Here is a 24978-nt window from a genome sequence, read left to right as displayed (position 1 = left end):
CTTGTTAAAATTTGACCTTCAGGTTAAATGCGAAATTTCTAACGCTGGGATAAGAGCCAACCTGGTAGCCCTGAACATTCCCAAAGCTGATTCCATCTTCCGGATCTGCATTCGGCAGGTTTTTATGAATGATCCATAAATTCCTTCCGATTAAGGAGAAGTCGACACCTTTAATTGGCCCCATTTTTTTTACAAGCGATTGAGGAAGGCCATATCCGATTACAACCTCTCTTAGTTTGACATAACTTGCGTCATAAACAAAAGCTGCGGCAGGAAGTCTCCGGTACCCATAAGATCCATATTCATCATTGGGAACCCTGATGGTGTTGGGTGTTCCATCTTCACGGACACCGGGATTGATAAAACCACCACCCTCACTAATCGGCAGGCGGGATTCCTTGCCAAGTTCGTTGAGTCCGGCGGTCTCTTCATACATGCCTGATGAAAGACCGTAATACTGATCCAGAGAGAAAACACTACCTCCTTTACGGATGTCAATCAGGAAGCTCAAACTGAGGTTTTTATATTTGAAGCTGTTGCTGATCCCGCCAATCCATTCCGGATTCATATTTCCGATCACCTCATTAGAGGTTGCCGACTGCAGGTATCTTCCGTTTGCACCAATCACCTTCTGTCCTGAAGCATTGTAGACAAAATTCCTTCCTCTGATGGTTCCGTAAGGTTGGTCAAGAGTGGCGTTTACGCTTACTCCTCCCTGGAAGTTGGCAATGGCTAAATTGGTAGACTGGTTACCGACATCGTCTTTGAACAGCTCCGTTACTCTGTTTCTGTTCCGGGTCCAGTTCAGGTTTATCCTCCATTCAAAGTCTGAAGTTTTAAAAGGCGAGCCATTTAAAGACAACTCAATCCCCTGATTGACTACCGAACCGGCGTTTAGATACTTGGCGGTATAGCCTGTGGCGACAGAAACTTTTACCGGTAAGATCTGGTCTACTGTTTTAGTATGGTAATAGGTGAAATCGATGCCAAGACGATTGTCAAGAAAAGAGGCTTCAACCCCGATCTCTTTACTCTTGGAACGCTCAGGTTTCAGGTTTGGATTATTTTTAATGGCATCAAAAGGTGTCTTTAGCTGAGGGATGGAAGCTTGTGGCCTGCCATCGAACGGTGTGGCTAAATTATAAGTATCCACCAGTGAATAAATTGGTGCATCTGAACCAACTTCTGCATAATTTGCTCTTAGTTTACCAAAAGAAAGCCATTTTTCCTCTTTCAGTAATTGTGAGAATACAAAACCGGCAGAAACAGAAGGGTAAAAATAGACGTTATTCCCTTTAGGCAGGGTAGATGAGGCATCTCTTCTGATCGTTGCATCTAAGGTGTAGGTGTTTTGATAGGCAAGTGTTGCACCTGCGAATATACCTTGTACCTCTCTTTTCAAATCAAACTCTACAGCAGGTTCCATTGCGTTGACAGAGTTATTCAGGGTAAAAATGCCTGGCAAACTTAGTCCCCCGTTAGTGATTTGATAGATTGATTGGGTCCGTTGCCGCCGGATGTTCGCTCCCAATAGTCCTTTCAAATTCAAATCCTTGCTGATATTCTTGTCGGCTGTGGCTAAGAAATCAATGTTAGATTCTTTATAGTCTACAAGGTACTTGGAATAAAAAGGTACATCTAAACTTCCGATAGCCTGGCGTTCTTCCTGTACCTGTTTATAAGTATCCAGGGAATAACGACCCATTAGGTTTAACCAGTCAGTGGGTTTATAGTTTAAGTTTACATTCCCCAGATACCGGTCCCTGCTGTCGGTTTCATAATTTTCATAACGTGAGAAATATGGATTGTCCCAATAAGCTGGTACGGGGTTGTTATAGGCTTTTCTGTTCCATGTTACATTTTCTTTTCCTACATAACGGGCTTCATTTTTACTTAGATTTTTCAGTCTGAAATAAGCTGCTTTTTGATCCTGTACATCTACGTTGTTTTGCCACCACTGTCTGAAGTTGGTCATTGGGTTGCTGATTCCATTGCCGTTATATCCGGTGCCATATCTGCCGAGCCCGTTTACATTAGAATAATTAACATCTGCTCCGGCGGTAAGCTGATCTGTTATTTTAAAGGTAGAACCGAAGTTGAGGGTGTTTTTTTCAATGTGGGAGTTTGGCAGAATGCCTTTTTGATAGTCCCTGTTGTATCCGAGTTTGAACGAACCTTTATCGTAGCTGTTGCTGAGCATGATGCTCTGGTTGTTGGAAAGTGGTTTTTCAAAGAAGGTGCTTGGATCGTTCGCGCCGGCTACCCATGGTTTTGGTTTTCCAAAGTTCGGAGAGGTCGGGTCGAAGGAGTCCCATTGGTATACCATTAGATTTGGATCAAACTTCTGCCCGTAGGAAGCATCCTCTGTTAAAGGGGTGATTAAATCCGGTATGCCATCTCCATTTACATCAATGTTGTTAACCAGGTAGTTGGATTCATCTGTTCCGTAAAAGGGGCCATAGCCACCGCCATATTTCTTTTGATATTTCGGAAAGGTGCTTTTATCTACCACTGCGTATCCTATTCCGGTATTAAATGTAATGTTCAATCCTGACTTTCCTTTTTTGGTCGTAATGAGAATCACTCCGTTACTACCTCTGGAACCATATAACGCTGAAGCTGCTGCTCCTTTTAATACGGTAATATTTTCTACATCGTCGGGGTTGATGTCTGATGCCGGATTTCCATAATCATAGCCTCCGATACCGGTTTGTTGTCCGGAGGTATTTAGATTGGTATTTGCTACAGGTACCCCATCTACCACAAACATGGCCTGATTGTCCTGGGTCATCGACTTAATCCCGCGAATCACGATGTTCGTGGAACCGCCCATGGTATTGTTCTGGCGGATCTCCAGACCGGACACTTTACCTGATAAACTACTGCCCAGATTTGGAGAGCGGTTTTCACTCACGGCTGCTCCGTCAAGGGTTTGCGCAGCATAGGCAACCTGGTTCCTGTTTCTCTGGAGTCCAAATGCAGTGACTACAACTTCTGAAAGTAATTTTGAATCCGGAACAAGGGTTACGTTAATCACGCTTAATGATCCAAGGGGGATGGTTTGGCTGATGAATCCTAAGTAAGAAAACTCAACTGATGTACTTCCGGAGGGCACTTTTACACTGTACTTTCCGTCCGGTCTGGTCATTGTGCCACCAGAGGCTCCTTTAAATTTTACGGTTACACCTGGCAATGGGAGACCATCATCTCCTTTTACATTACCAGTAAGGGTTCGATCCTGTGCCTGTGCAGATACTGCAATAAACATCCAGATGAACAAACTCAATACAAGTTTTTTCATAAACAATAGGGTTAGGGTTAGTTAATAGCAAGCCGGATAGACATGATTAGATTCATCCGGCCATAATTAAATTTAATGAATAATATATTTAATAGGTGAAGATTTTTATATAAAAATGGAAATTGTACGAATTATGTTCAATAATTGTTTTTTATATAAAATAATAATTATATTGCTTTAAGGTGGGTTAAAAACACCTTCTTAAAATCCATTACCCTAATTTTTATAGATTCTGCATGTCTGCAGAATTTACATCATAAAAAAAGCCATCTGAATGTACATTCAGATGGCTTTTTTTATGATTGTGTAAAAACTTATTTCTTTGTGCTATCTCCGGCTGCAGGAGTTGCTGTAGCAGGTGCCTGACCAGCAGGTGCAGTTGTTCCAAGTGGTGATGGAGTAGGGATCTTATCCAGGTGTTCCTGAATTTTAGAATCTACTGCCGAAGCAGAGCCACCGGATTTCGCAATGGTAGTAATTGACAAAGTAAGCACTACGATCAATGCTAATAATACCCAGGTACCTTTTTCAAGAACGTCACCAGTACGTTGAACGCCAAACATGTTGCTGCCTGATCCACCTGTTGCAAGGCCACCACCTTTAGGGTTTTGTATCAAAACAAATAGCGCTAAGGCGATGCAGACAATGATTAATAAAATAATTAAAAAAAGCATAATAGGTTATATGGTTAAATTTTCTTTTCTATGGATTGGATAAGGTCGGCAAAGTAACGGCTTTTTTCTGGAAACTTCAAACTTAATTTTTCATAAGTCTCTATGGCCTTGTCATAAAGCATTTGCTCAATATAGATCTTTGCCAGGGTTTCAGATACGAGGTCATTATGGTCTTCTGCACTCTTTTTCGCTTTGTTCTCTGTATTGATCTGCTCTGCGTTTGGAGGGCTGATCTGCGGATCGTTTTTCAGGAAGCTCTCTATAATGTCGGTTCCTTTGTGTGCGTTCCGTAAACCAGAAGGGTTGTAGTCACTTTCCCCTGCTTCTGTAAAAGGACTCTGAAGGTGGAAAATGTGTTCTACATATTGCTGTTGCAACTCATTTGGTGTTCCGGTTTGAACTGCAGGTTCCTTTTTAAGCGTAACGTATGGCTGGAAGATCTGCTGATATTCTTTTCTTGTTTTATGTAACCACCAGAGAAAGGTATAAGGTAGCTGGTCGTCATCGTATTTGCTGATCACTACAGGTTCTTCCTTTTGTTCGCCTTCCTGCAATGCGCCCAGGTCTGTGCTTTCCTCTGGCAGCTCTTCTGGTGCAGGCTCCGGGCTAAAGTTCTCCTGGAAAGCGAAAAAGTCTGTAGATACGATATTCTCCAGCACAAAATCATCTGCTACCTTTTCCTGATCGGAGGTGCTTTCCGTTTCGATTTCTGCCGCTGCTGTTGTATAAACTTCATCAGATTCCGAAGGAACTTCGTCAAGAACTGCTTCGTCTAAGGCCTCAGGCTGATTGCTGAGCTGATCAAAAGCAGGTGAAAAAACTATATTGAACACCTGTTCTGTCAGGTAATCCGGCTCGTAAAGGAAGTTGTGAAGTAACTGTCCATTGGTGTATAAAGCGGCAGTAGCCAAATAGTTGTTCTTTTCTGGATCTGCTGCACTCGCTCTGGCAAGTAAAAGATGCAATGGCTGGAAATAAGGATATAATGATACCAGGTCTTTCAGCATAGGCGCATGTTCGGGTCTTACCTTTTCCGGTTCCGCTAGTAATACTGCCAGTTCTTGTCTAATGTCTATTTCCTGCTCCACGTCGCTAAGTTAACAATTGAAATCTCAATTTCTACCAATTTGCAAATGCACGGTTAAAAATATCCTCTGTCAGGAGCGTAAGAACCTGATCTATCAGACCTGGTTCCTGAGACTGGAAACTTTGCCCTGCTGTAGGGAAATCCAGGTGCCGCTCAAAAGATTCTTCGAAACTCAGTTTCGGATTCAGGTTATTCGTGTATTTAACACTTACAGAGATGCTCATCCTGTTGGTTCCGGTTGTTGCTACTCCGCGGGTGTTGGCATCCTGCATCGTCGTTGGGCGGATATCATAATTCGTAATCGTCCCGGAGAAAATGCCGTGGGCCTCATTCGTGGTCATATTCAGGCTGGTCTGGTTACGAATCCTGTTTCTTAAGTTTTCGGTAAACTTACTGGCCATATTAGGAACTACCAATGGCGCATTGTTTTCAAAAAACATAATATTAATAGTTTTCATCTCCGCAGGAATAGAGGCTCCGTTAAACTTAATGGAACAGGAACTGAAGAGAGTAACGATTAAAAGGAAATATAATTTTTTCATTGGGGTATATTTGTCTTTATCGGTTATGAAGCGATCATCCGCGTATTGTTCAATATATTTTCTAGCCGGCCTAGTTTAAATTGAGCTCTTTAATTTTTCTATATAAAGTGCGTTCTGAAATACCAAGTTCCTGTGCTGCAAATTTACGTTTCCCCTTGTGTTTCTTCAAAGCCTTTTTGATCAGGTCAGATTCTTTATCGATCAGGGATAACGATTCTTCCACTTCTTCAGCTTCCTGGGTATAGTTATAATCTACCGGTGCATTTTGAACCGGCTTTTTGATGGTAAATGTAGGCTCATTAATCGTCTGGTCTACCTCCTGGTAAAGCTGGTTGATGTAATGAGGGTTGTCTGCAATGATATGGGAAGTATTTCCTCCGCTCTGAATAATCTCTGCGACCAGCTTCTTCAGCTCCATCATGTCCTTCTTCATGTCAAACAGCACCTTGTAAAGAATGTCCCTTTCGGTATAATCTTCCTTGTTGCTGCCATTGATGGCCATGGGCAGGTTGCTTGCACTCTCGTTTGGAATATAATTTAGCAATGCCGCAGGAGTCACGTTCCGTTCCTTCTCCAGCACGCAGATTTGTTCTGCAATATTTTTCAGCTGTCTTACATTTCCCGGCCAGCTGTAGTTACTGAGTAACTGAATGGCTTCCGGCTCCAGTTGGATGCCCGGACTTCTGTACTTATCACTGAAGTCGGCAGAAAATTTCCGGAATAACAGATAGATGTCTTCTTTTCTTTCGTGCAGTGCGGGAATGCGCAGGGGAACGGTATTTAAACGGTAATATAAATCCTCCCGGAATTTTCCCGATTTCACCCGGTTATAGACATCCACATTTGTAGCGGCGATAATCCGCACATCAGTTTTTTGTACTTTGGAAGAACCTACACGCAAATATTCCCCACTCTCCAGAATCCTCAGCAAACGTGCCTGTGTACCCAGGGGCAATTCAGCCACCTCATCTAAAAAGATTGTTCCGCCGTTCGCCACCTCAAAATAGCCTTTACGGGCTTCATGAGCTCCGGTAAAAGAGCCCTTTTCATGTCCGAACAATTCAGAATCTATCGTTCCTTCAGGAATGGCACCACAGTTTACAGCAATAAAAGCCCCGTGTTTACGGGTACTCATCTGGTGAATGATATGAGAGAAAACTTCTTTACCACTTCCGCTTTCTCCGGTAATTAAGACCGACATGTCGGTTGGTGCAACTTGCCTGGCGATATCTATTGCCCGGTTCAACAGCGGAGAGCCACCTATGATCCCGAACCGGTTTTTAATGTCTTGTATGTCCAAAGTAATTTGTTTTTTTAATTAAACAATTTCGGGTACTTCAACTGCAATGGTTCCTAATAAAGTTGCCGATGTACAACGGTCTATATGAACGTTCACATACTGGCCAGCCTTAACTCCCGTTGTTGCCGGAAAAACAACCATTGCATTCTGATCATTTCTTCCGCAAAGGTCCTTGTCGGATTTTTTGGAAGTACCCTCCACTAAAATCCTAACTGTTTTTCCTACGAATTGTTGTAGGCGGAACAAAGAAGTTTCCTGTTGTTTAAGTAATATTTCTGCTAACCTGCGTTTTTTTACTTCTTCCGGAACGTCATCTTCCAGCTTTCTCGCTGCAAGTGTTCCCGGTCTTTCCGAATAACTAAAGGTAAATGCAAAATCATAACCTACATAATCCATCATGGTCAGCGTTTCCTGGTGCTCTTCCTCGGTTTCTGTACAGAAGCCGGCGATGATATCAGATGAAATGGCGCAACCTGGAATAATGCGTCTGATGGCATCAATTCTGTTGATGTACCATTCACGGGTATAAGTTCTGTTCATTAATTCCAGTACCCTGCTGCTTCCGGACTGTACGGGCAGGTGAATGTAATTACAGATGTTATCATATTTGGCAATGGCATATAATACCTCGTCAGTAATATCTTTTGGATGTGAGGTGGAGAACCTGATTCTCAGATCAGAACTGATCAAGGCAACTTTTTCCAATAGCTGGGCAAAATTGACTTCAATCTCCGCGTTTTCCTCCGCATCCGGACCTTTCCACTTATAGGAATCTACATTTTGTCCCAGTAAAGTGACTTCTTTGTAGCCTTTGTCGAATAAGTCCTGAGCTTCCGCGAGGATGGAATGCGGATCCCTGCTTCGCTCACGTCCCCTCGTAAAAGGAACAACGCAAAAAGAACACATGTTATCGCAGCCACGCATGATAGAAATAAACGCAGTGATGCCATTTCCGTTCAGCCTTACCGGGCTGATGTCGGCATAAGTCTCCTCACGTGACAATAAAACATTGATGGCTTTATGTCCATCTTCTACCTGATTGATCAGTTGAGGAAGGTCGCGGTAGGCATCAGGGCCAACCACCATATCCACTAACTTTTCTTCTTCCAGGAATTTAGATTTCAACCGTTCCGCCATACAGCCTAAAACGCCAACTACCAATTTTGGATTCCTGCGTTTCTCAGCTCCGAACTGAGACAGACGGTTGCGTACACGCTGTTCGGCGTTTTCACGTATGGAGCAGGTATTGATAAACACTACATCAGCTTCATGATAATCTCCTGTAGTCTCAAATCCCTGATCTTTTAAGATCGAGGCTACAATCTCACTATCTGCAAAATTCATTTGACACCCGTAGCTTTCAATGTATAGCTTTCGTCCATTGCGTACCTCCGGGGCATCAATCACTAAAGCTTCGCCCTGGCGCTCCTCATCGTGTGTCTTATCTGTTAGCTGTAAATCAATCATAAATGGTTAACATTTTTCTGGGCTTCAAAAATACACATTTATATTTATAAATGACAAAGTGGCAGAAGGTTTAAACCCGAAAAATAAATCTGCTCAACATATAGGACCTTTTTAGTAATCCATTGTCTTTAGAGACAAATCAGGCTAAATAATTCATTATATGTTCAAAAATCTGTTCGCAAAACGCAAGAAGAATCCTTATGGATGGTTTGGTAATTACTCATCCTGGAAGGAAGTTGCTGCAGAAACGGACGGTTATGACACCGGAGTAATTCTGGAAAGAACAAAGAATGCAATATTAAAAGTTAAAAACGGAGAGGCGGTTTACGAACGTGATTCCGTGGTCTTCGATAAAAAAGAATACCCGTTTCCTCTGATCACCTTTCTTCTGAACAGTGCCAATCAAAAGAAAGAACCTCTTCATGTGCTGGACTTTGGCGGATCGCTGGGGAGTACTTATTATCAAATCAAAGAGTTTTTAACGCCTGGGGTGTGTGCCAGCTGGAATGTCGTGGAGCAGGAACATTATGTGGAATGTGGGAATCAGTATTTTAAAGATGGAATCCTGGCTTTCCATAGCAGCATTGACGCTTGCCTGGCAGATAAAAAGATCGACCTCGTGGTGTTGTCGGGAAGTGTTCAATACCTGGAAAAACCACATGATTTTTTGCAGGAGCTCAGCGCTTATAATTTTCGGTTTCTGTTGTTTGATCGTACCGCTTTTCACTATGGTGAAGAGGACCGGTTAACCTTACAAAAGGTTCCTCCTGAAATTTATCCTGCGTCTTATCCATCCTGGTTTTTTAACGAAAAAAACTTCTTAAACCATTTTTCAGAGCAATATAATAACATAGCTGAATTTACCTCCTACGTCAAAGGGGAAGAAACCATGTTGATTGATGGGGTTCAATCAGGCTATGATAAAGGCTTTTACTTAATTAATCGATCAGCAGATGCTTAAATTTTGCACATTATTTAACACCACCTATCTTTCACGTGGTCTGGCGATGTACCGTTCCCTTGAGCAACATTGCACGGATTTTCATCTTTACATCTTTGCTTTTGATCAGCATTGTTTTGAAGCGCTGAATAAACTGGAGCTTCCCGGGGCAACGATCGTTAGTCTGAAAGAATTTGAAAACCAAGAGTTATTGGCGGTGAAGCCGGGGCGGACTGCTCAGGAATATTGCTGGACCTGTGCTTCTTCAACAATCAAATATTGTATAGAAACCTTCCGTTTGGATCATTGTACCTACGTGGATGCCGATCTCTTGTTTTTTAAAAATCCACAGGTCCTGATTGATGAAATGGCGGAGAAGTCCGTATTGATTACAGAACACAGGTATACACCTGATTACAATCAATCGGCTACCAGCGGAATCTATTGTGTGCAGTTTATGACTTTCAAAAATACGGAAGAAGGAATGTCGGTCTTGAACTGGTGGGTAAATGCCTGCCTGGACTGGTGCTTCAGCAGATATGAGGATAATAAGTTCGGAGACCAGAAATACCTGGACGACTGGACCGAAAGATTCTCCTGCGTACATGTCCTGAAACACCTTGGTGGTGGCGTGGCTCCATGGAATGTACAGCAGTATGCCTTTAAAAATAGTTCCGGTAAAGCGATGTGTAAGGACTTGTCGGAAAATCAAAATTTTGACCTGGTGTTTTACCACTACCATGGATTCAGCTATTCTTCTAAAAACAGCTATATGCTGACACATAAGGTTTATCGTCTGAATAGAAACCAGATCAAACATATATATAAACCCTATGTAAAAGCACTTTCTTTAGCTGAAGAACAGATCAATGCCAGTGTGGATGGTCTTGTTCCTTATGCAATAAATAATAAGCCGGAATGGGTTAATAAAATGACAGGAAGGTATCTGTTGTTCTCTCTTTTAGGGTCCTACCGACATTTTTATGCTAAATGGTCCTTACGATACAGCTTCTTTTAGTAGATTTTAAGCCTAAAAAAACCGATGAAACCATCATAAGCATAACCCTTACAAAAAGCAATGAACCTCGCTTGCGAGCTCATAAATACCATTGAAAATAATAAATATCAATGAGTAATATGCTTATGATAGCTTCATAACCTTTAAAAACAATATGTGCCGATGAAAAAACAATAATATACCAATCAAAAAAGTTAGTAATTTAGTCCCCGGCTAAAATTGCAACATGTGGGGTATTAAAAATCAGGGGGTTATATTTTTGAGAATGGGGTTGTTCAGCTTGATTTTTTGTTTGTGTACTTGTAAAAAAGTGCCGGTAGCAGATCAGAAAATCAAGCCTCCGGTCAGGTCTTATCTGGTAACAGCAAGGATTGATAAAAAAGGAACCAATACGAATTCTGAAGGAACAGCGGTATTAAAAGGAGCGTACGACGAAGGAACAAAATTGTTAAGCTACAAGTTAGAATATAAGGATTTGGTACCGGAAGAAATCAGCCTTAGAAACGGAACAAAAGGTTCTAAAGGGACATTGACCGCAGTTCTTTATAAGAATTCCGGGGCAACAGTGCCTTTGCCATTGTCCGGTACAATTACTTTAAGTCCGTTACAGGAAAGAAACCTGTTAAAAGGATTATGGTTTGTAGCCATTAATACATTAGCTAAATCTCCTGAAATTTCAGGTGTATTGACGCTAAAACAAAACTAGGGGGGGATCATGAGCAACGAACCGATACCTAGTCCGCTTGATGAAGATTTAATACTGATCAATGCAATCAGTAAAAAAGATAAAAAGGTGTTTGAAGCCTTTTATAAAAAATATTATAAACAGTTATTTAGTACAGCCTACCAGTATGTAGGGCAGTCGGAAGCAGCTGAGGAAATTGTTCATGATTTGTTTATCACTATTTGGAATAAGGCCGACCAATTAAATATCCAGTATTCAATGAAAAGTTATTTGTTCAGGGCAATTGTAAACTCCTCACTGAACTTCATCAAGAAAGAAAAGATGAATACGCTGAAGCAATTGGCATGGCAGGCCAGTCATGAGGAACAGGAGTCATTTACAGAAGATGGAGAAGCGGCTGAAAACGAAGAAACGTTATTGAAAAGCCTGGAAGAGGCGCTGGTATTACTACCGGATAAATGCAAACAGGTGATGTATCTGAGCCGCTTTGGTAAATTGAAACAGCAGGAGATTGCGGATCAGATGGGGATTTCCCTGAAAACAGTTAAAAATCATCTGACTTATGGCTTTCAAAAGCTTAGAAACCACCTGGAAAAACAAGGACAGGTTATTGTTTTTTTAATCTTGTTCTTAAAAATAATCATACGCTAACTCATCCCTACAATGAAAAATTTTGAAACAAATGAAGAGCTTATTTTTGGACTGATCATAGATGATCTGGACAATACCATAACGCCCGCAAACAAAGAATTACTCAGGCAATGGAGAATAGCTGATACTGCCAATGAAAAAACCTATCAGGAATTTTTGAACGTTCAGGTGAACCTTGATAAATTGGTAGAACGCCTCGATATTGATGCCCAGCGCTCCTGGGAATCCCTTGATAAAAAAATTGAGCATTCCCCTGCTCAGGAACAGCTCCCCCTTTTTAAAAGAGAAAAACAAGGCAGTTACTGGCTGAAAATTGCAGCCTCATTGCTGATCGTATGTTCTATAGGATATTATTTTGTTCAGAAAAACCAGGATGTGGTCATTAGTACAGACCAGCAGACCAGGGTAACGAATATTGTCCTTCCAGATGGTACGGCAGTTCAATTAAATGCTGCAACAACGATCAGCTACAATAAAAACAGCTTTAACAGAGATCGGAAACTGGAACTTTTAAAAGGAGAGGCTTTTATTCAAGTGGCAGAGGATAAACATGTTCAGTTCAGAGTAGACCTTGGAGAACTGGAAGCAAAAGACATTGGAACCCGTTTTAACATCAGTAAAAACGACCATAAAATAGCGGTAATTGTTGAAGAAGGTAAAGTTGCATTGCGACACCATACCACTAGTAAAGAAGTGCTTTTAACGCCGGGTAAAATGGGATTGTACAACCCGGCCACCAAAGAATTGATTGCAACTAATAACCCGGACCGTAATTATAAAGCCTGGATAGATAAGTACTTTGTATTTACCGCTGTTCCTATCGGGGAAGTTGCCAGTCAGCTGGAGAAAGCCTACAGTTCGAGAATTGACATTAAGGGCGATCAGCTCAAAAAACGCAAACTGACAGCCAGCCTGAAATATCAGACTCTCGACAGTGCACTTGCCGTGATCTCTGCCTCTTTACAATGTAAAGTGACAAAATCCCAAAATACCTATACTTTATATGATAATTAATGACTTTTTATAGGCGGCTTTACTGTCTTTGCATTCTTTTATTTTTTACGGGTTCGATCAGGTTATATGCGCAGGATAAAAGTATCCTGGATCAGCAGCTGAGTATAAACATCCCGGCCGATTCCCTGATCCTTGCGTTAAATCTGCTCGAGTCTAAGGCGAAATGTAGCTTTGCTTATGATCCGGATCAGTTGCGGAACAAAAAGACTGCAGCTTTCCATTTTTCCAGGACCCCATTAAGCGGGATTTTGGAGCAGTTGCTCTTTGGAACGAAACTGGGCTTTAAAGTAATCGGTTCAGATATTGTTATTGCCCCGGTAAAACCAACAACAGGAACAATCCGTGGTCATGTCCGTGATGGCTCAAGTGGAGAAGAGCTGATCGGAGCCACGCTGTATATTCCGGAGCTTGGCGTGGGGATCAATACAAATCAATATGGCTTTTATGCGATTTCTGTCCCTGAAGGAGTTTATCAGGTGCAAATTTCTAATACAGGTTATCAGACAAAGGAAGAAAAAATCCGTTTATATAAGGACCTTGAACTGGAAATTGAACTGCGCCAGAAAACCAACCGTCTGGAAGAAGTCGAAATTAAGCAATCTGCCATAGCACCGAATCCCATCCTGTTAAATGAACAGAATTTCGGCATTAAGCAGCTCAATAATACGACTTATTATGCCGGAGAAACGGATGTCGTGAAAAGATTGCAAATGCAGAACGGCATCAAATCGATGTCGGAAGGAAGCTCTGGTTTATTTGTCAGGGGAGGTAATACAGATCAAAATCTGGTCATGCTGGACGAGGCTATTGTCTATAACCCTTCGCATTTATATGGTCTGGTTTCCGTATTTAATCCGGATGTGGTCAATAACATACAGATTTACAGGGATTATATGCCTGCTAATTTTGGCGGAAGGCTTTCTTCAGTACTGGTGAACAAAACGGCGGAAGGTAACAATAAAGAATATCATCTTAGTGGTGGGATAAACCTTATGTCGGCCCGTATGGCTGTAGAAGGCCCCATTGTAAAAGAAAAAGGATCTTTCATCGTTGCTTTCAGAAGAAGCCTTCTGGATGTTTTTCAGAATAACTTTAAGTTATTTAGTCCCTATTCAGTTTATTACGACCTCAATGCCAAAGCCAATTACAGGGTCAACAAAAATAACAGTGTCTTCTATTCTGTTTATGCTGGTCAGGATAAATTACTATCCGAAAATTCCTATACCAATAATTGGGGAAACCTGACTTCTACATTGCGATGGAACCATATTTTTAATTCCAAGATCTTCCAGAATATTTCTGTGATTTACAGCAACTACAGCAACCTGCTGGACCTGAATGCAGATACCCTTTCACAAAAAACGCAATGGAGTACAGGAGTGAGGGACATTACGCTGAAAGCAGATTATACCTATTACCATAGCCCGGTAAACCAGATCAAGTTTGGCGCTTCGGGCATCTATCACCTGTTTAGTCCGGGCGAAATCCATAAGTCGCCAAAAGATGAGTTCAACATCTCCCGTGATAAATCTCTGGAAGCAGCACTTTATTATGTGCAGCAAATTACGCTAAACAAATCTTTTGAGCTGAGCTATGGCCTTCGACTGGGATTGTTTAAGAATGTTCAGGCAAGGAATGGCATCTTTGACCCCCAGGGAAACCGTTTAAATGTAAATGAGGTAAAGGTATTTGTGAACCCGGAACCCCGGGTAAATTTAAGCTACCTGTCGAGTGCATCCGAACGCTTTTTCCTGACTTATAACCGCAATTACCAATACCTCCAGCTGATCCAGAACAGTACCCTGGCATTCTCGTCATTGGAGCCCTGGATTCCTGCCTCAAAAACAATTAAGCCTCAGCATTCTGATTATTTTTCTGTAGGCTATCGTTATGCTCCAAAAGACTTCGTGCTGTCGGTAAATGCCTATTATAAATACCTGGACCATCAGCTGGATTTGATTGATCATGCGCAAATCATCAAAAACCCGGAAGTGAGAAGCCAGCTGAGGGCCGGAAAATCAAATGCATATGGACTAGAGGTCGAACTGACAAAAACGGAAGGAAAACTTAGCGGAACAATTGCGTACAGCTATTCCAGGGTGTTTCGGAAGATTGCCGACATTAACTTCGGCAACAGGTTTCCTGCGAATTACGACATCCCGCACGAATTAAAAATAACGGCGAGATATGACCTGACTAAACAATTGTCCTTCCAGGGGTTTTTTATCTATTCTACCGGAAGACCATTGACCCTTCCTGTTGGTTACTATCAGCATGATGGTTTAAATGTACCTATCTTTGAGGAGAGAAATACTTCCAGGTTTCCTGATTTTAGTCGCCTGGACCTCTCTGCCCAATACCAGTTCCAAACCAGACTATTTGGAAAACGTTACATTTCCAGCACCCTGTCTGTAGGTACCTACAACTTGTACAACCGGAAGAATCCATTGTATTATCACCTGAATTCTTCTTCATTTGAGACAAAAAAGAGTAGTATTGAATACGGTTTTGGTTTTTATCCATGGATCGCTTACAGTTTTAAGATTTAGTATGAGGAACACGCTGCTGTTAATGGTACTTCTTGCCCTGGGATTTTCAGGATGTAAGAAAGCGCTGGACGATCGGTTCCTCGTTCCGAAACGCCAGTATGATCTGGCTGTGGAAGGAGGCTTCAATACCCGGATCAATACCCAGTACATCAGGCTTTCCAAGCCAGCCATGAGCCCTGATCAGAACCCTACACCGATTTCAAAAGCACTGGTCAGGATCAATGACGGGAAATCCGACATCATATTTACGGAGTCCTCTGTAAAAGGAGTGTACACAGGGACAGCGGTAAATGAACCGAATTATAACGGAGCATATACCCTGACCATCAAATACAATGACAAATGGTATACTGCCGTAGATACCCTGAGGCAAGTAGTTAATATTATCGATGATTTCCTGCCCCTTTCAGCAAAAATGACTGCCGATGGGAAGTATAGCGGAACGATCCCCAAGCATACCTTCGGCTATTTGAATCCCAATAAATGGATGATTTCTTACCTGGATATTCCTGTATGGAACCCTGCTAAATTTGACCAGTCCAAATATTACAGTTATACCCATTTTCTAGGCTCTCCGAATTCGCTTTATCCACTCAATAATTTAAAAAGAACATTTATCCTGGACAAAGAAGATTACATCACGATTTTCAAGCTCTCGCTTTCCGAACGCTATGCCAAATACCTCTATGATGTATTTATGGAGACCGATTGGAGTGGACTTTTTTCCAGTGTTCCGGTCAATGCTACGGGAAATATATCCGGAAATGTGCAGGGATATTTCTATGCGGTAGATGTCGATGCCCGGAGGTATAAAGCAAGTGCGTTGTAATACAAAACGATTTGTGGCCTTGATATTGTAGGTTATCCCTATAATCAGCAGCTTATGGCACAGGAAAAATCAGTAAAAAGAAATTGGTGGAAATGGGTCGGTGGAATTTTAGCCACCCTGCTCATTATTGGAATTGGATCAGGACTTTACCTGTATCATAAATGGAAACCCATTCTTTCTGAAAAAATAAAGAAAGTCGTCGTGAATAGCTCTCAAGGCTTATATACACTCAATTTTAAAGACATTCATTTAAACGTATTAACGGGTACAGCTTCCATAGATGAGGCGGTGCTGAATCCGGATACCACGGTCTTTTCTATATTGAAAAAAGCTGGATTGGCACCTGCAAACTTGTTCCAGGTTAAAGTCAAAAAACTGCAAATCAATCACGTTGGTCTGTTCAACGCTTATTTTAATAAAAAAGTTGGCATCAAAAGTATAGTGCTGGATCAGCCCTCCATTAATATGATCCATTACAAGGTCCGCAAAAGAAAAGATAGCCTGAAACCAGAGCTTAGCCTCTATCAACTCCTGCCCAGAAGAATAAAATCAATCCGTGTCGATGCCATCAGAATCGTAAATGCAGATTTTGATTATGTGAAAGGGGAGACATCGAAACCTTTAAACAGAATCAGGAAACTAAACCTGAATGTTAAAGATTTGCTGATCGATTCTCTCTCGCAATTTGATACTACCCGTTTTTATCATACCAAAGACATTGGTTTTGAATTGACGGGATACCAGTCTAAAGATAAAATGTACCTGATGAAAGCCGATACCATTTCGGGCTCCGCAACGGGAAAGACCATCCGGATCCAGGGGCTTAAGATGATTCCTTTATATCCTGATCTGGCCTTTAGCCGGATGTCTAAATATGGAAAAGACCGCTATGACCTGAACTTTAACGAGATCCGCTTTTCCGGAGTAGATTTTCTCCGCTTAAATGAAGAGGAAGTTTTTCATGCGGGAAAGCTGACAATAGGCCCGGCCAAAGTGGGGATCTTTTTAAACCGGGAGATGCCACCAGCCCCGAACCTTGACAAAGGCGCAAATTTCCCCCACATGGCCCTGAGGAAATTAACCCTGCAGGCAACCGTAGACACGGTAAAACTCAATGATATCGATCTCGCTTACACAGAGTATAATCCCATTAGCCGGAAGAGAGGGACGATTTATTTTCAAAACCTGAATGGAACGATCCGTAACCTTAGCAACGACTCCTTAAACCTGATTAAAAGCAACCATGCCATCGCCAATCTGAATGCATTGGTGATGAAAAAAACTAAAATTAACCTCCAGATAGATTTTAACCTGACCGATAAAAATGGGGCATTCAGCTATTCCGGTGCCACGGGACCCCTGGATTTGAAGGCCCTGAATCCGGTATCTGTTCCCTTGGGACTGATCGAAATTGAAAGTGGCAACATGCAGAAAGTGGACTTCGATTTTAAGGCAAACCGCAATGGTTCTTCCGGAAAAGTTCATTTTTATTATAGTGATTTGAAGCTGAAACTGCTCAAGGAAGGCGAGAATGGGGAAGCTCCAAAGAAAAAAGGCCTGTTGTCTTTCCTGGCCAATAACCTGCTTGTTAAAGATGCAAATCCCTCGAAAGGAGAAACAGCGAGAACGGCCAGTGTCACCTTTCAGCGCTCTCCGGCTGCCTCCTTTTTTAACCTGCTCTGGAAAGGGCTGTTTGTGGGGATGCGCGAAACTGCGGGCCTTGGCATTGTCCCGGTAAAAACTCCGGAAAAAGCAATGGAAGCGATCCAGGATAAGAAAAAAGAACGTAAGGAGAAAAGTATAGCACGAAAGGAAAAGAAGCGCGAAAAAAAAGTATCTTAGGATATTCAGTGTAAGGCCTATGATTGAAAAATCCCGAAAAAGAAAGAAGATACTGATATGGACAGGGGGCATTATACTAATACTGGTATTGGGCATTAGCCTGACCTCAAGGTATTTTGCCAACAAATTCAAACCCTTAATAAAAGCACAGATCAAAGAGCTGGTTTTAAGGTCTACGGACAGCCTGTACCATATAGAATTTTCTGCTATCCGGATTAACCTGCTCACTGGAAATGCTTCTTTGACAGCAGTAAAAGTCATCCCCGATACACAGGTTTTCAAAAAGCTGATCGCCTTAAAAAAAGCGCCCAATAACATCTATTATGTGGAACTGGAAAAACTGGGAATCAGAAATTTTCACCTCTTCAGGTTGCTCAGATACCGCAAACTAAATATCAGTCAGCTCCGCCTGGACAATCCAAATGTGGTCATGGTCAATAAACAGTTCGACTTCAATGAAGATAAACCGCCCAGGCCCAACCAAAGTCCCTACGACTATATCTCCGGCTATCTGAAAGAATTCAGCATTCACACCATCGATTTTAACAACATCAGGTTTAAATACATCAATAATAACAAAGCAATACCGGAAATAGATTCCGTGAAAAACCTGAACATTACACTGAAAGATTACCTGATTGATCCTCATTCTGCAACAGACAAAAGTCGCCTGTACTTATTGAAGGATGTAAAGATCAATTTAAACAACTATACTTTTGCTACACCCGACAGCCTGTACCGCCTCAACCTGAATCAGCTGGATTTTTCTGCTGCTTCCGGCAAACTGAACATTAAAAGCTTTAGCCTCATCCCCAGATACGATGAGATGAAGTTTGGCGAGATCCTAGGTTATGCTAAGGACAGGTATGAGATTCAAATGAGCGACATTAGTCTGGAAGGTATCAATCTGCCTTTATACATTCTTAAACAGGAGCTTTTTGCCAAAGAAATGAACATTGCCAATGGATCTGTTGCCGTATTCAATAACAACTCCCTGGCCAAAAAGAACATAGAAAAAATTGGAAGGTATCCCCATCAGTTGCTGCAAAAGATAGAAGCAAAGCTGAACATCAGTAAACTTAACCTAAGCAATGTCAATATCAGCTATTCTGAATTTGACCGCGACAGCCGGCAGAAAGGAACGATCAGTTTCGAGCATACATCTGGAAGCTTTAGCAATGTGACCAATACCCCTAAGTATAAGTCGATAAACCCATTTATGACGGCCGGACTAACGAGTTATATGATGGGGAAGGGAAAGCTGGATGTCAACTTTAAATTCGACCTGAATGCCAAAGATGGTGCCTTTTCGTATTCCGGGCGTTTAGGCCCTATGGAAGGCCGTTCGCTGAACCGCATCACGAGACCATTGGGTATGGTAGAGGTGAAAAGCGGTACGGTAAAGAAACTGGAATTTCTGATCGATGCCAATGACCATACCGCCACAGGTTTCATGAAGTTTGAATACAGGGACCTGTCCGTAAACCTGCTGAAAAGGGAAAAAGGAGAAGACCGTTTAGTTCGGCAGGGCTGGATGTCCTTCCTTGCCAATGCCATTATCCTCAATCCTAATAATCCGGATAGCAGTGGCATCCTGATTACTGCACCAATTCATGAGGTCCGTAAAAAGAATGGCTCTTTCTTTCATTTCATCTGGAGAAGCCTCCTGCAGGGGATCAAACATAGTGTGGGTGTCACTGAGGCGAAACAACAAAAGATCAAAACACAAATTGCCCGTTTTGGACAAATGAAGATCGACCGGGAGGCCAGACAGGCCAGAAGGGAAAAAAGAAGGCTCCTGCGGAAAAAAGCAGAAGCCCTTAGAAAAAAATAGCTATTTATTGATGGATAATTGCTTCCCTGCAAGGTCTTCCCAACGGTAAAACTGGAAAGTCTTATCATCGCTCATCGCAACAAACAACCCGTGCTTAAAATCTGCATTTAAGGGACCTGAATAAATATCGGAACCATCACTGTTGTTGGTGGAAACAGGAATACTGGTCAGCAATACATGGTCATGAGGGCCAGACTTTCCTTCACGGTTAAAGACCTGGAAATGATTTGCCGCCTGATCGGATACAAGGATATAACCTGTAGTAGGGGATGTTTTATAAATGCTGATTCCTTCATTGTCCTCTTTAAATCCTGTTTTCGCGAATAAAGCAAGTTCCTCATTTCCTTTGGCAGGATCTGCGTAGTATTTTCTTACTCCAAACTGCTCATCAGAATAATAGACATAACCCAGTTCATTGTCTACCGCAATTGATTCAATTTCTTTCTTGCCGCTATATTTACCAAATTTCCTTTTCAGGCTGGCCTTTAGTTTGCCTGTGCCGTCATCCTCCAGCAGGTATTGCCATAAATATCCATCAGCAGGGCCTGTTTTACGGCCCACAATGGCGTAGATCTCTCCTTTTGGTGATGTGTATAGGGCAATGCCCATCAGGTCTCTGTACATCTCCTTTTGTTCTCCTTCGAAAACCGGGATTCCTCCGTTATCGATAGGTTTCATATCTGGTAGAGAAAAGATGCGGAGCTGATGTGTCATTCTTTCGGTCGCAACTGCGATGTCTACTTTTTTACCACCGAGTACCAGGCCATAGGCGATGTCTACATTGTTGGGCCTTTTTAAACCCTTAACCGTCTTTTCTTTGATCGCTTTTCCTTTGAGGTCGTATACATAGAGGCCGCCATTTTCATCTTTGTCCGTACCGATGACCAAAGACTGGGCAGGATCTGCAGGGTTTACCCAGATTGCAGGATCATCAGAATCAAACTGTACCGGATCAGAAGTATATAGGGGTTTCACGGCTAAAGGATCTTTCTGTACGGTAGAGCAGGAGATATTTAGTGTCAGCAATAATGCGGAAAGGCTAAGGGTTAATGTAGGTTTATTCATTAAAAAATTCTTTATAATTGGTTAAAATTGATTAGTTGGCTCCAAAAGCGCCGATATAACTGGCTGCTGCCGGAGAGGTATAGCTGATGCCGTTCATCACCAGTCCGTTTACGGCATAGTGTGGCTTGATGTCTGTTTTTCCTTTCCCCAATGCTATTGATCCTGCCTGAAGGTGGAAATCCCATGCAGTATTAAAAACAGCGTTGTTAACCGGCGTATTTAAAGGGTAATTTACAAATTTAGGATCGTTCAGTCCTGCCGTTTTGCCAATGATATCGTTCGTTCCTGCAATGATATCAGCAGAAGGCTGGAACTGGTTTACTGTAGTCTGATCGTCTCCGTAATAGAGGTTGTTGCCAAATAAAGACCTTTTGTCTTCCGGCCCTTTAACATCTCTCTTGATGCCAAAACGTGTATTTGCAAACAGATTGTTGTAGACTTCTACCCTTACTGTTGCCTCTACCCAGATCGATCCGCCTTTTGCGGTAGGCCTGCGCCAGCCGGTATTGACCATCGTATTGTTGTAAACCATCACATAGGCCTGTGGTGTACGGTCCCCGCTGTTCGACAGTTTCAGGGCATTGGTGTTTGCACTGTACACAAGGTTATAGGCAACGTCAGCAACACAACCTGATTTCAGGTTGATGGCTTCTCCGCCGGAAACTCCTGTGGTATAGAATTTATTATTTGAAAAAATGATTTTACCGCCGTCAATATAAGTACAGTCTTCCTGCAGGTTTCTGAATATGGAGTTGGTCACGACCAGCTTTCCCTTTACATTGGCAAACCAGAGTGCAGGCAGGTTTTCTCCTGCTTTTCCTTTGTACAGGTTCTGTTTTACAGAGGTTGAAGCATCTGAAGTGGTTGCTCCTGCATATTCAATGATGGTATGGTCCAATAACAACTCCTGACAGCTTGGAGCTGCAAGAATGCCTCCCCATAAACGGCCAAATGCTTTTGTCCTGGCACCTTCTGCTACGGTAAAACGGATCGGGAATTCTGCTGTTCCCTGTGCATAAAGATTTCCTCTTACAATAATCTCCGGTTTTGCAAGGGTATCCATGAGTACAGTAACCCCTTCTTCAATCGTTAAAGATTGCCCTTCTGGTATGATAATATCACCTTTAATCAGCTGGGTGCTTCCTTTTTTCCAGACTCCGGATGCCTCTCCGGAAATGGTGCCGTTTCCGGTATCCGGATCTACGTCACTATTGGCTTTCTTACATCCGGCAAAAAGTGCCGCGGTTAAAGCCAGGCAGATAAATAGTTGTGTTGCTTTCATGTCTTTTATAGTTTATAGCGAAGACCTAATAAATAATTTTGTTTGTAATAATCGTTACGGATGAGGGTATTGCCATCAAACTCCTGAGCTGTTGTTTGTAAATTTTTCTCATTCGTTCCTTTGATGAATAATTTTAATGGCGTATTTAACAGGTTTCCGGCTTTAACAAATACGCTCAGGTTGTTCCTGAATTTCTTTTCTGCCGATGCATCCATCTGGATAAAACCCTTTTGCCAGAGGTCATTGTTTAAGAACTGAGAAATGGTATTGATCCTTTCTCCGGTATAAGAAGCAGCCAGTTGTGCGTCCCAGCCTTTTTTACTGTCTTTGTAAAGCAGGGAAATATTGGCAATGTGTGCAGACTGCCCGAACAGAGGCCTGCTTTGATTGGTGCTGAGGGGCTGAAGATCTCCGTTTGCATCGCGTACTCTATATGTTTTTGTGGTAGTGATCCGCGAGTGGGTATAAGTGTAGTTGGCCTTGATGCCGAACTGATGGAAGAACTTGATATAATCCAGTTCCAGTCCATAATTTTTTGCTGTTCCAAAATTTCCAGGCACATAATAAGTATCCTGTCCACGGGTCGCATCAGCCTGAAAGGTATATTCTATGGGATTTTGTATGTTTTTATAGAAGGCACCTGCCATGAGCTGATCTGTTCCATTGGGAAACAGTTCATAACGAAGGTCAAAATTGTCGGCCAGTGCTCTTTTCAAATCCGGATTTCCTCTTTCCTTATATTCTTCCCTGTTTCCTCCACCAGGAATCAGTTCATAAAAACCAGGACGGTTCAGAGACCTGAAATAGGAGGCGCGAAGCTGTTCCTTTTTGCTGAGTTTATACTTTAAATTCATGCTGGGCAGGTAGTCGGTATAGACCTGTTTGCCTGTAGGACGAAGTTCTCCTGCAGGAAATAGCATGTGGTAACCCTGATCGGTATGTTCTACACGTAAACCACCAATCACCTCAAGGTTCTCGGCATTCAGTTTAAACATTCCATATCCTGCACTGATTTTCTCTGATGCATCATAAGTCAGGGGATTATTTACTGCTCCGGCAGGATTCTTTACGGTCCAGGAAATGTCGCCGTAGTTGTTGAAATCTTTGCCATATTCCAGGTTCTGGGTGGTTGGGGTTAAAGTATAACTGTTGTAAAAACTGCTGCGTTGTTTGTCACGGTATAAACCTCCGGCACTGAAGTCTACATTAACTCCGGCAATTGGCAGGGTATAGGTCAGGTCCAGATAACCTGCCTTATCTTCTTCCGTATTGCGTTCCCAGCGGCGGGTGTATACGTCTCCGATGGACTGCACCACGGTTTTCCGTTCTGCAAAATTCTCCCTTATTCCAAGGATATTGATGGTGCTCTGATCAGGAACATCGTTTTTTGCGGAAGAATATACCGCAGACCAGTTCAGCTTCAATTGTTTCGGAATCAGCTGGTGCTCGCCCTGAAGGGTGGTATTGAAAATCTGCTGTTCTATAAAGCGGGAACGGGTTTCATAATTTAACTTGGCATTCCCTGATTCCTGGTTATAACCGGAAGAGAAATCAGTTTGTTTTGAATCGCGGAGCTGTGTGCTTTGCAGGTTCACATAAGCATTGTATAAACTTAGTTTATGTCGGGGATTAAAGGCATAATCTAATTTTGCATGAGTACCATAGCGTTGTTGCTGCTCTGAATACTGACGGTCCTCTCTGGAGGTAATGGTTGCAAAAGGATCTGTATCTATATTGGAAGAATTGTAAAAGGTACTGTTGCTGCCACGGTAAGTATTTTGATAACTTCCGGCAAGGAGCACACCTAGCTTATTGTCCAGAAAGCGTCGGCCAATGGACAATCCACCTACCAGACCTGGAGCGGGATGTTTTGAGCTGTAATCTATCGTTCCCTTTGGAAAATCAAGCTGTGTGGCTTTATAGTCTTTTCCATTCATTTCATAAGGGGATTTACGATTGATGCCATTGGTATTGAAACTGGTAAAGCCTCTGTCCATGAACAACTGGCTGTAACCCGTTGCCAGATTTACTTTCAGTTGTAATTTGTCCGGAGCATCTTTCATGACCATGTTGATAGCACCACCAACAGCATCAGCTTCCATATTGGAGTTGAGCGTTTTGTAAACTTCCAGTCTTTCCAATAATTCAGAAGGAAAAATATCAAGTGGCACATAACGGTATTTATTGTCCGGGCTTGGGATTTTAACACCATTTACGAGGGTGTAATTATACCTTTTATCCATTCCGCGAAGAATGGCATACTGTCCGTCACCACTGCTGCTTCTTTCTACAGATACGCCGGAGACGCGCTGAATGACATTGGCAACGGTAAGGTCTGGGGAGACTTCCATTGCTCTGCCCGAAACAACATTGACCAGTTGCGGGGATTTCTGTTCGATCCTTCTGGCTGTTTTCTCTGCTGATCCGTCATTTTTGGCGGAGATCATCACTTCATGCAGTTCGGCATCTTTTGTTTCAGATAAGAAAATCTTAACAACCGGGTTGTTTTCTTTAAGGATATTGATCTGCTGGCTAAAGGTCTTGTACATCAGATAAGATACTTTTATCGTAAATGTTCCTGCTGGCGGATGTTTGATCTCAAATGAGCCATCGAGTCCGGTTAAAACCGCACGATCTGTCTTTTCCAGAAGAACAGATGCGCCCACCAATGCTTCCCCTGTTTTCTGGTCGTAAACGTAGCCCTTCAGGCTGGTCGCCCGGGCTGCGGTAATGCTAAATAATAGGCAAAAAAGAACGGGTAATAGTGTCTTCATTTTCTTAATTAATTTGTTGTTGCTGGTTTGTGTTTGCTAACGTTGGTCAAATGTGAGAACTGGCAGGTCAGCTCCGAAATTATTGCCGTGAACAAAATGTATACAGCGTTACATGAGGGATATA

General features: G+C 42.3%; 18 protein-coding genes. 9 read left to right on the top strand and 9 right to left on the bottom strand.

Features of this window, described 5'->3' with window-relative positions; translation table 11 throughout:
- Positions 1-4 precede the first annotated feature (4 nt).
- The 6 genes from DBR43_RS14035 to miaB form a co-directional block, all read right to left on the bottom strand.
- A complete protein-coding gene (locus tag DBR43_RS14035) occupies positions 5-3301 on the bottom strand; it encodes a SusC/RagA family TonB-linked outer membrane protein (RefSeq protein ID WP_124581806.1) in 3297 nt (1098 codons plus the stop codon).
- 314 nt (positions 3302-3615) lie between these two features.
- Entirely contained in the window at positions 3616-3975 is a 360-nt protein-coding gene (gene secG / locus DBR43_RS14030; protein WP_074611647.1) for a preprotein translocase subunit SecG, read from the bottom strand.
- A gap of 14 nt (positions 3976-3989) precedes the next feature.
- The gene (locus tag DBR43_RS14025; protein WP_124581804.1) at positions 3990-5063 is read right to left on the bottom strand and encodes a hypothetical protein; all 1074 of its coding nucleotides are present in this window, start codon (positions 5061-5063) and stop codon (positions 3990-3992) included.
- Between the two features lie 31 nt (positions 5064-5094).
- Positions 5095-5604, bottom strand: a complete 510-nt coding sequence (locus tag DBR43_RS14020; protein WP_124581802.1) for an LptE family protein — start codon at positions 5602-5604, stop codon at positions 5095-5097.
- 70 nt (positions 5605-5674) lie between these two features.
- Positions 5675-6904 (bottom strand): sigma-54 interaction domain-containing protein, encoded by a 1230-nt coding sequence (locus DBR43_RS14015; protein ID WP_124581800.1) that lies wholly within the window; start codon positions 6902-6904, stop codon positions 5675-5677.
- 18 nt (positions 6905-6922) lie between these two features.
- A complete protein-coding gene (gene miaB, locus DBR43_RS14010) occupies positions 6923-8371 on the bottom strand; it encodes a tRNA (N6-isopentenyl adenosine(37)-C2)-methylthiotransferase MiaB (protein ID WP_124581799.1) in 1449 nt (482 codons plus the stop codon).
- Positions 8372-8531: 160 nt separating this feature from the next.
- On the opposite strand from miaB, the gene DBR43_RS14005 reads away from it, so the two are divergent.
- The 9 genes from DBR43_RS14005 to DBR43_RS13965 all read left to right on the top strand — a co-directional run bounded on the left by DBR43_RS14005 (position 8532) and on the right by DBR43_RS13965 (position 19733).
- Positions 8532-9332 (top strand): TIGR04325 family methyltransferase, encoded by an 801-nt coding sequence (locus DBR43_RS14005; RefSeq protein ID WP_124581797.1) that lies wholly within the window; start codon positions 8532-8534, stop codon positions 9330-9332.
- Positions 9325-10329: a glycosyl transferase gene (locus DBR43_RS14000; RefSeq protein ID WP_124581795.1), complete on the top strand. Its 1005-nt coding sequence runs from the start codon at positions 9325-9327 to the stop codon at positions 10327-10329. The genes DBR43_RS14005 and DBR43_RS14000 overlap by 8 nt, the downstream gene beginning before the upstream one ends.
- 310 nt (positions 10330-10639) lie before the next feature.
- A complete protein-coding gene (locus DBR43_RS13995; protein WP_233602969.1) occupies positions 10640-11035 on the top strand; it encodes a CHRD domain-containing protein in 396 nt (131 codons plus the stop codon).
- A gap of 9 nt (positions 11036-11044) precedes the next feature.
- On the top strand, positions 11045-11665 hold the full coding sequence (locus DBR43_RS13990; protein ID WP_124581791.1) for an RNA polymerase sigma factor: 621 nt from the start codon (positions 11045-11047) through the stop codon (positions 11663-11665).
- Between the two features lie 12 nt (positions 11666-11677).
- The gene (locus DBR43_RS13985) at positions 11678-12679 is read left to right on the top strand and encodes a FecR family protein (protein ID WP_124581789.1); all 1002 of its coding nucleotides are present in this window, start codon (positions 11678-11680) and stop codon (positions 12677-12679) included.
- A complete protein-coding gene (locus DBR43_RS13980) occupies positions 12679-15228 on the top strand; it encodes a TonB-dependent receptor domain-containing protein (RefSeq protein WP_124581787.1) in 2550 nt (849 codons plus the stop codon). Before DBR43_RS13985 ends, DBR43_RS13980 begins: the two co-directional genes overlap by 1 nt.
- Position 15229: 1 nt before the next feature.
- The gene (locus DBR43_RS13975; protein ID WP_124581785.1) at positions 15230-16057 is read left to right on the top strand and encodes a hypothetical protein; all 828 of its coding nucleotides are present in this window, start codon (positions 15230-15232) and stop codon (positions 16055-16057) included.
- Between the two features lie 54 nt (positions 16058-16111).
- Complete coding sequence (locus DBR43_RS13970) at positions 16112-17899, top strand: hypothetical protein (protein WP_124581783.1); 1788 nt, start codon at positions 16112-16114, stop codon at positions 17897-17899.
- Between the two features lie 19 nt (positions 17900-17918).
- The gene (locus DBR43_RS13965) at positions 17919-19733 is read left to right on the top strand and encodes a hypothetical protein (protein ID WP_124581781.1); all 1815 of its coding nucleotides are present in this window, start codon (positions 17919-17921) and stop codon (positions 19731-19733) included.
- Here DBR43_RS13965 and DBR43_RS13960 read toward each other — a convergent pair whose 3' ends face one another.
- From DBR43_RS13960 to DBR43_RS13950, 3 genes are read right to left on the bottom strand one after another with little or no spacing between them, the layout of a single operon-like run.
- A complete protein-coding gene (locus DBR43_RS13960) occupies positions 19734-20798 on the bottom strand; it encodes a phytase (protein WP_124581780.1) in 1065 nt (354 codons plus the stop codon).
- A 31-nt stretch (positions 20799-20829) separates the two neighbouring features.
- Positions 20830-22080, bottom strand: coding sequence for a right-handed parallel beta-helix repeat-containing protein (locus DBR43_RS13955; RefSeq protein ID WP_124581778.1), 1251 nt, complete (start codon positions 22078-22080; stop codon positions 20830-20832).
- Positions 22081-22085: 5 nt separating this feature from the next.
- Positions 22086-24854, bottom strand: a complete 2769-nt coding sequence (locus DBR43_RS13950) for a TonB-dependent receptor (protein ID WP_124581776.1) — start codon at positions 24852-24854, stop codon at positions 22086-22088.
- Between the last annotated feature and the right edge of the window lie 124 nt (positions 24855-24978).

This window comes from Pedobacter sp. KBW06, from assembly GCF_003852525.1.
In the GTDB taxonomy this organism is placed as follows: domain Bacteria; phylum Bacteroidota; class Bacteroidia; order Sphingobacteriales; family Sphingobacteriaceae; genus Pedobacter.
The sequence above is the reverse complement of the archived record's forward strand: the minus strand, read 5'-3'. Positions and strand labels throughout refer to the sequence as shown.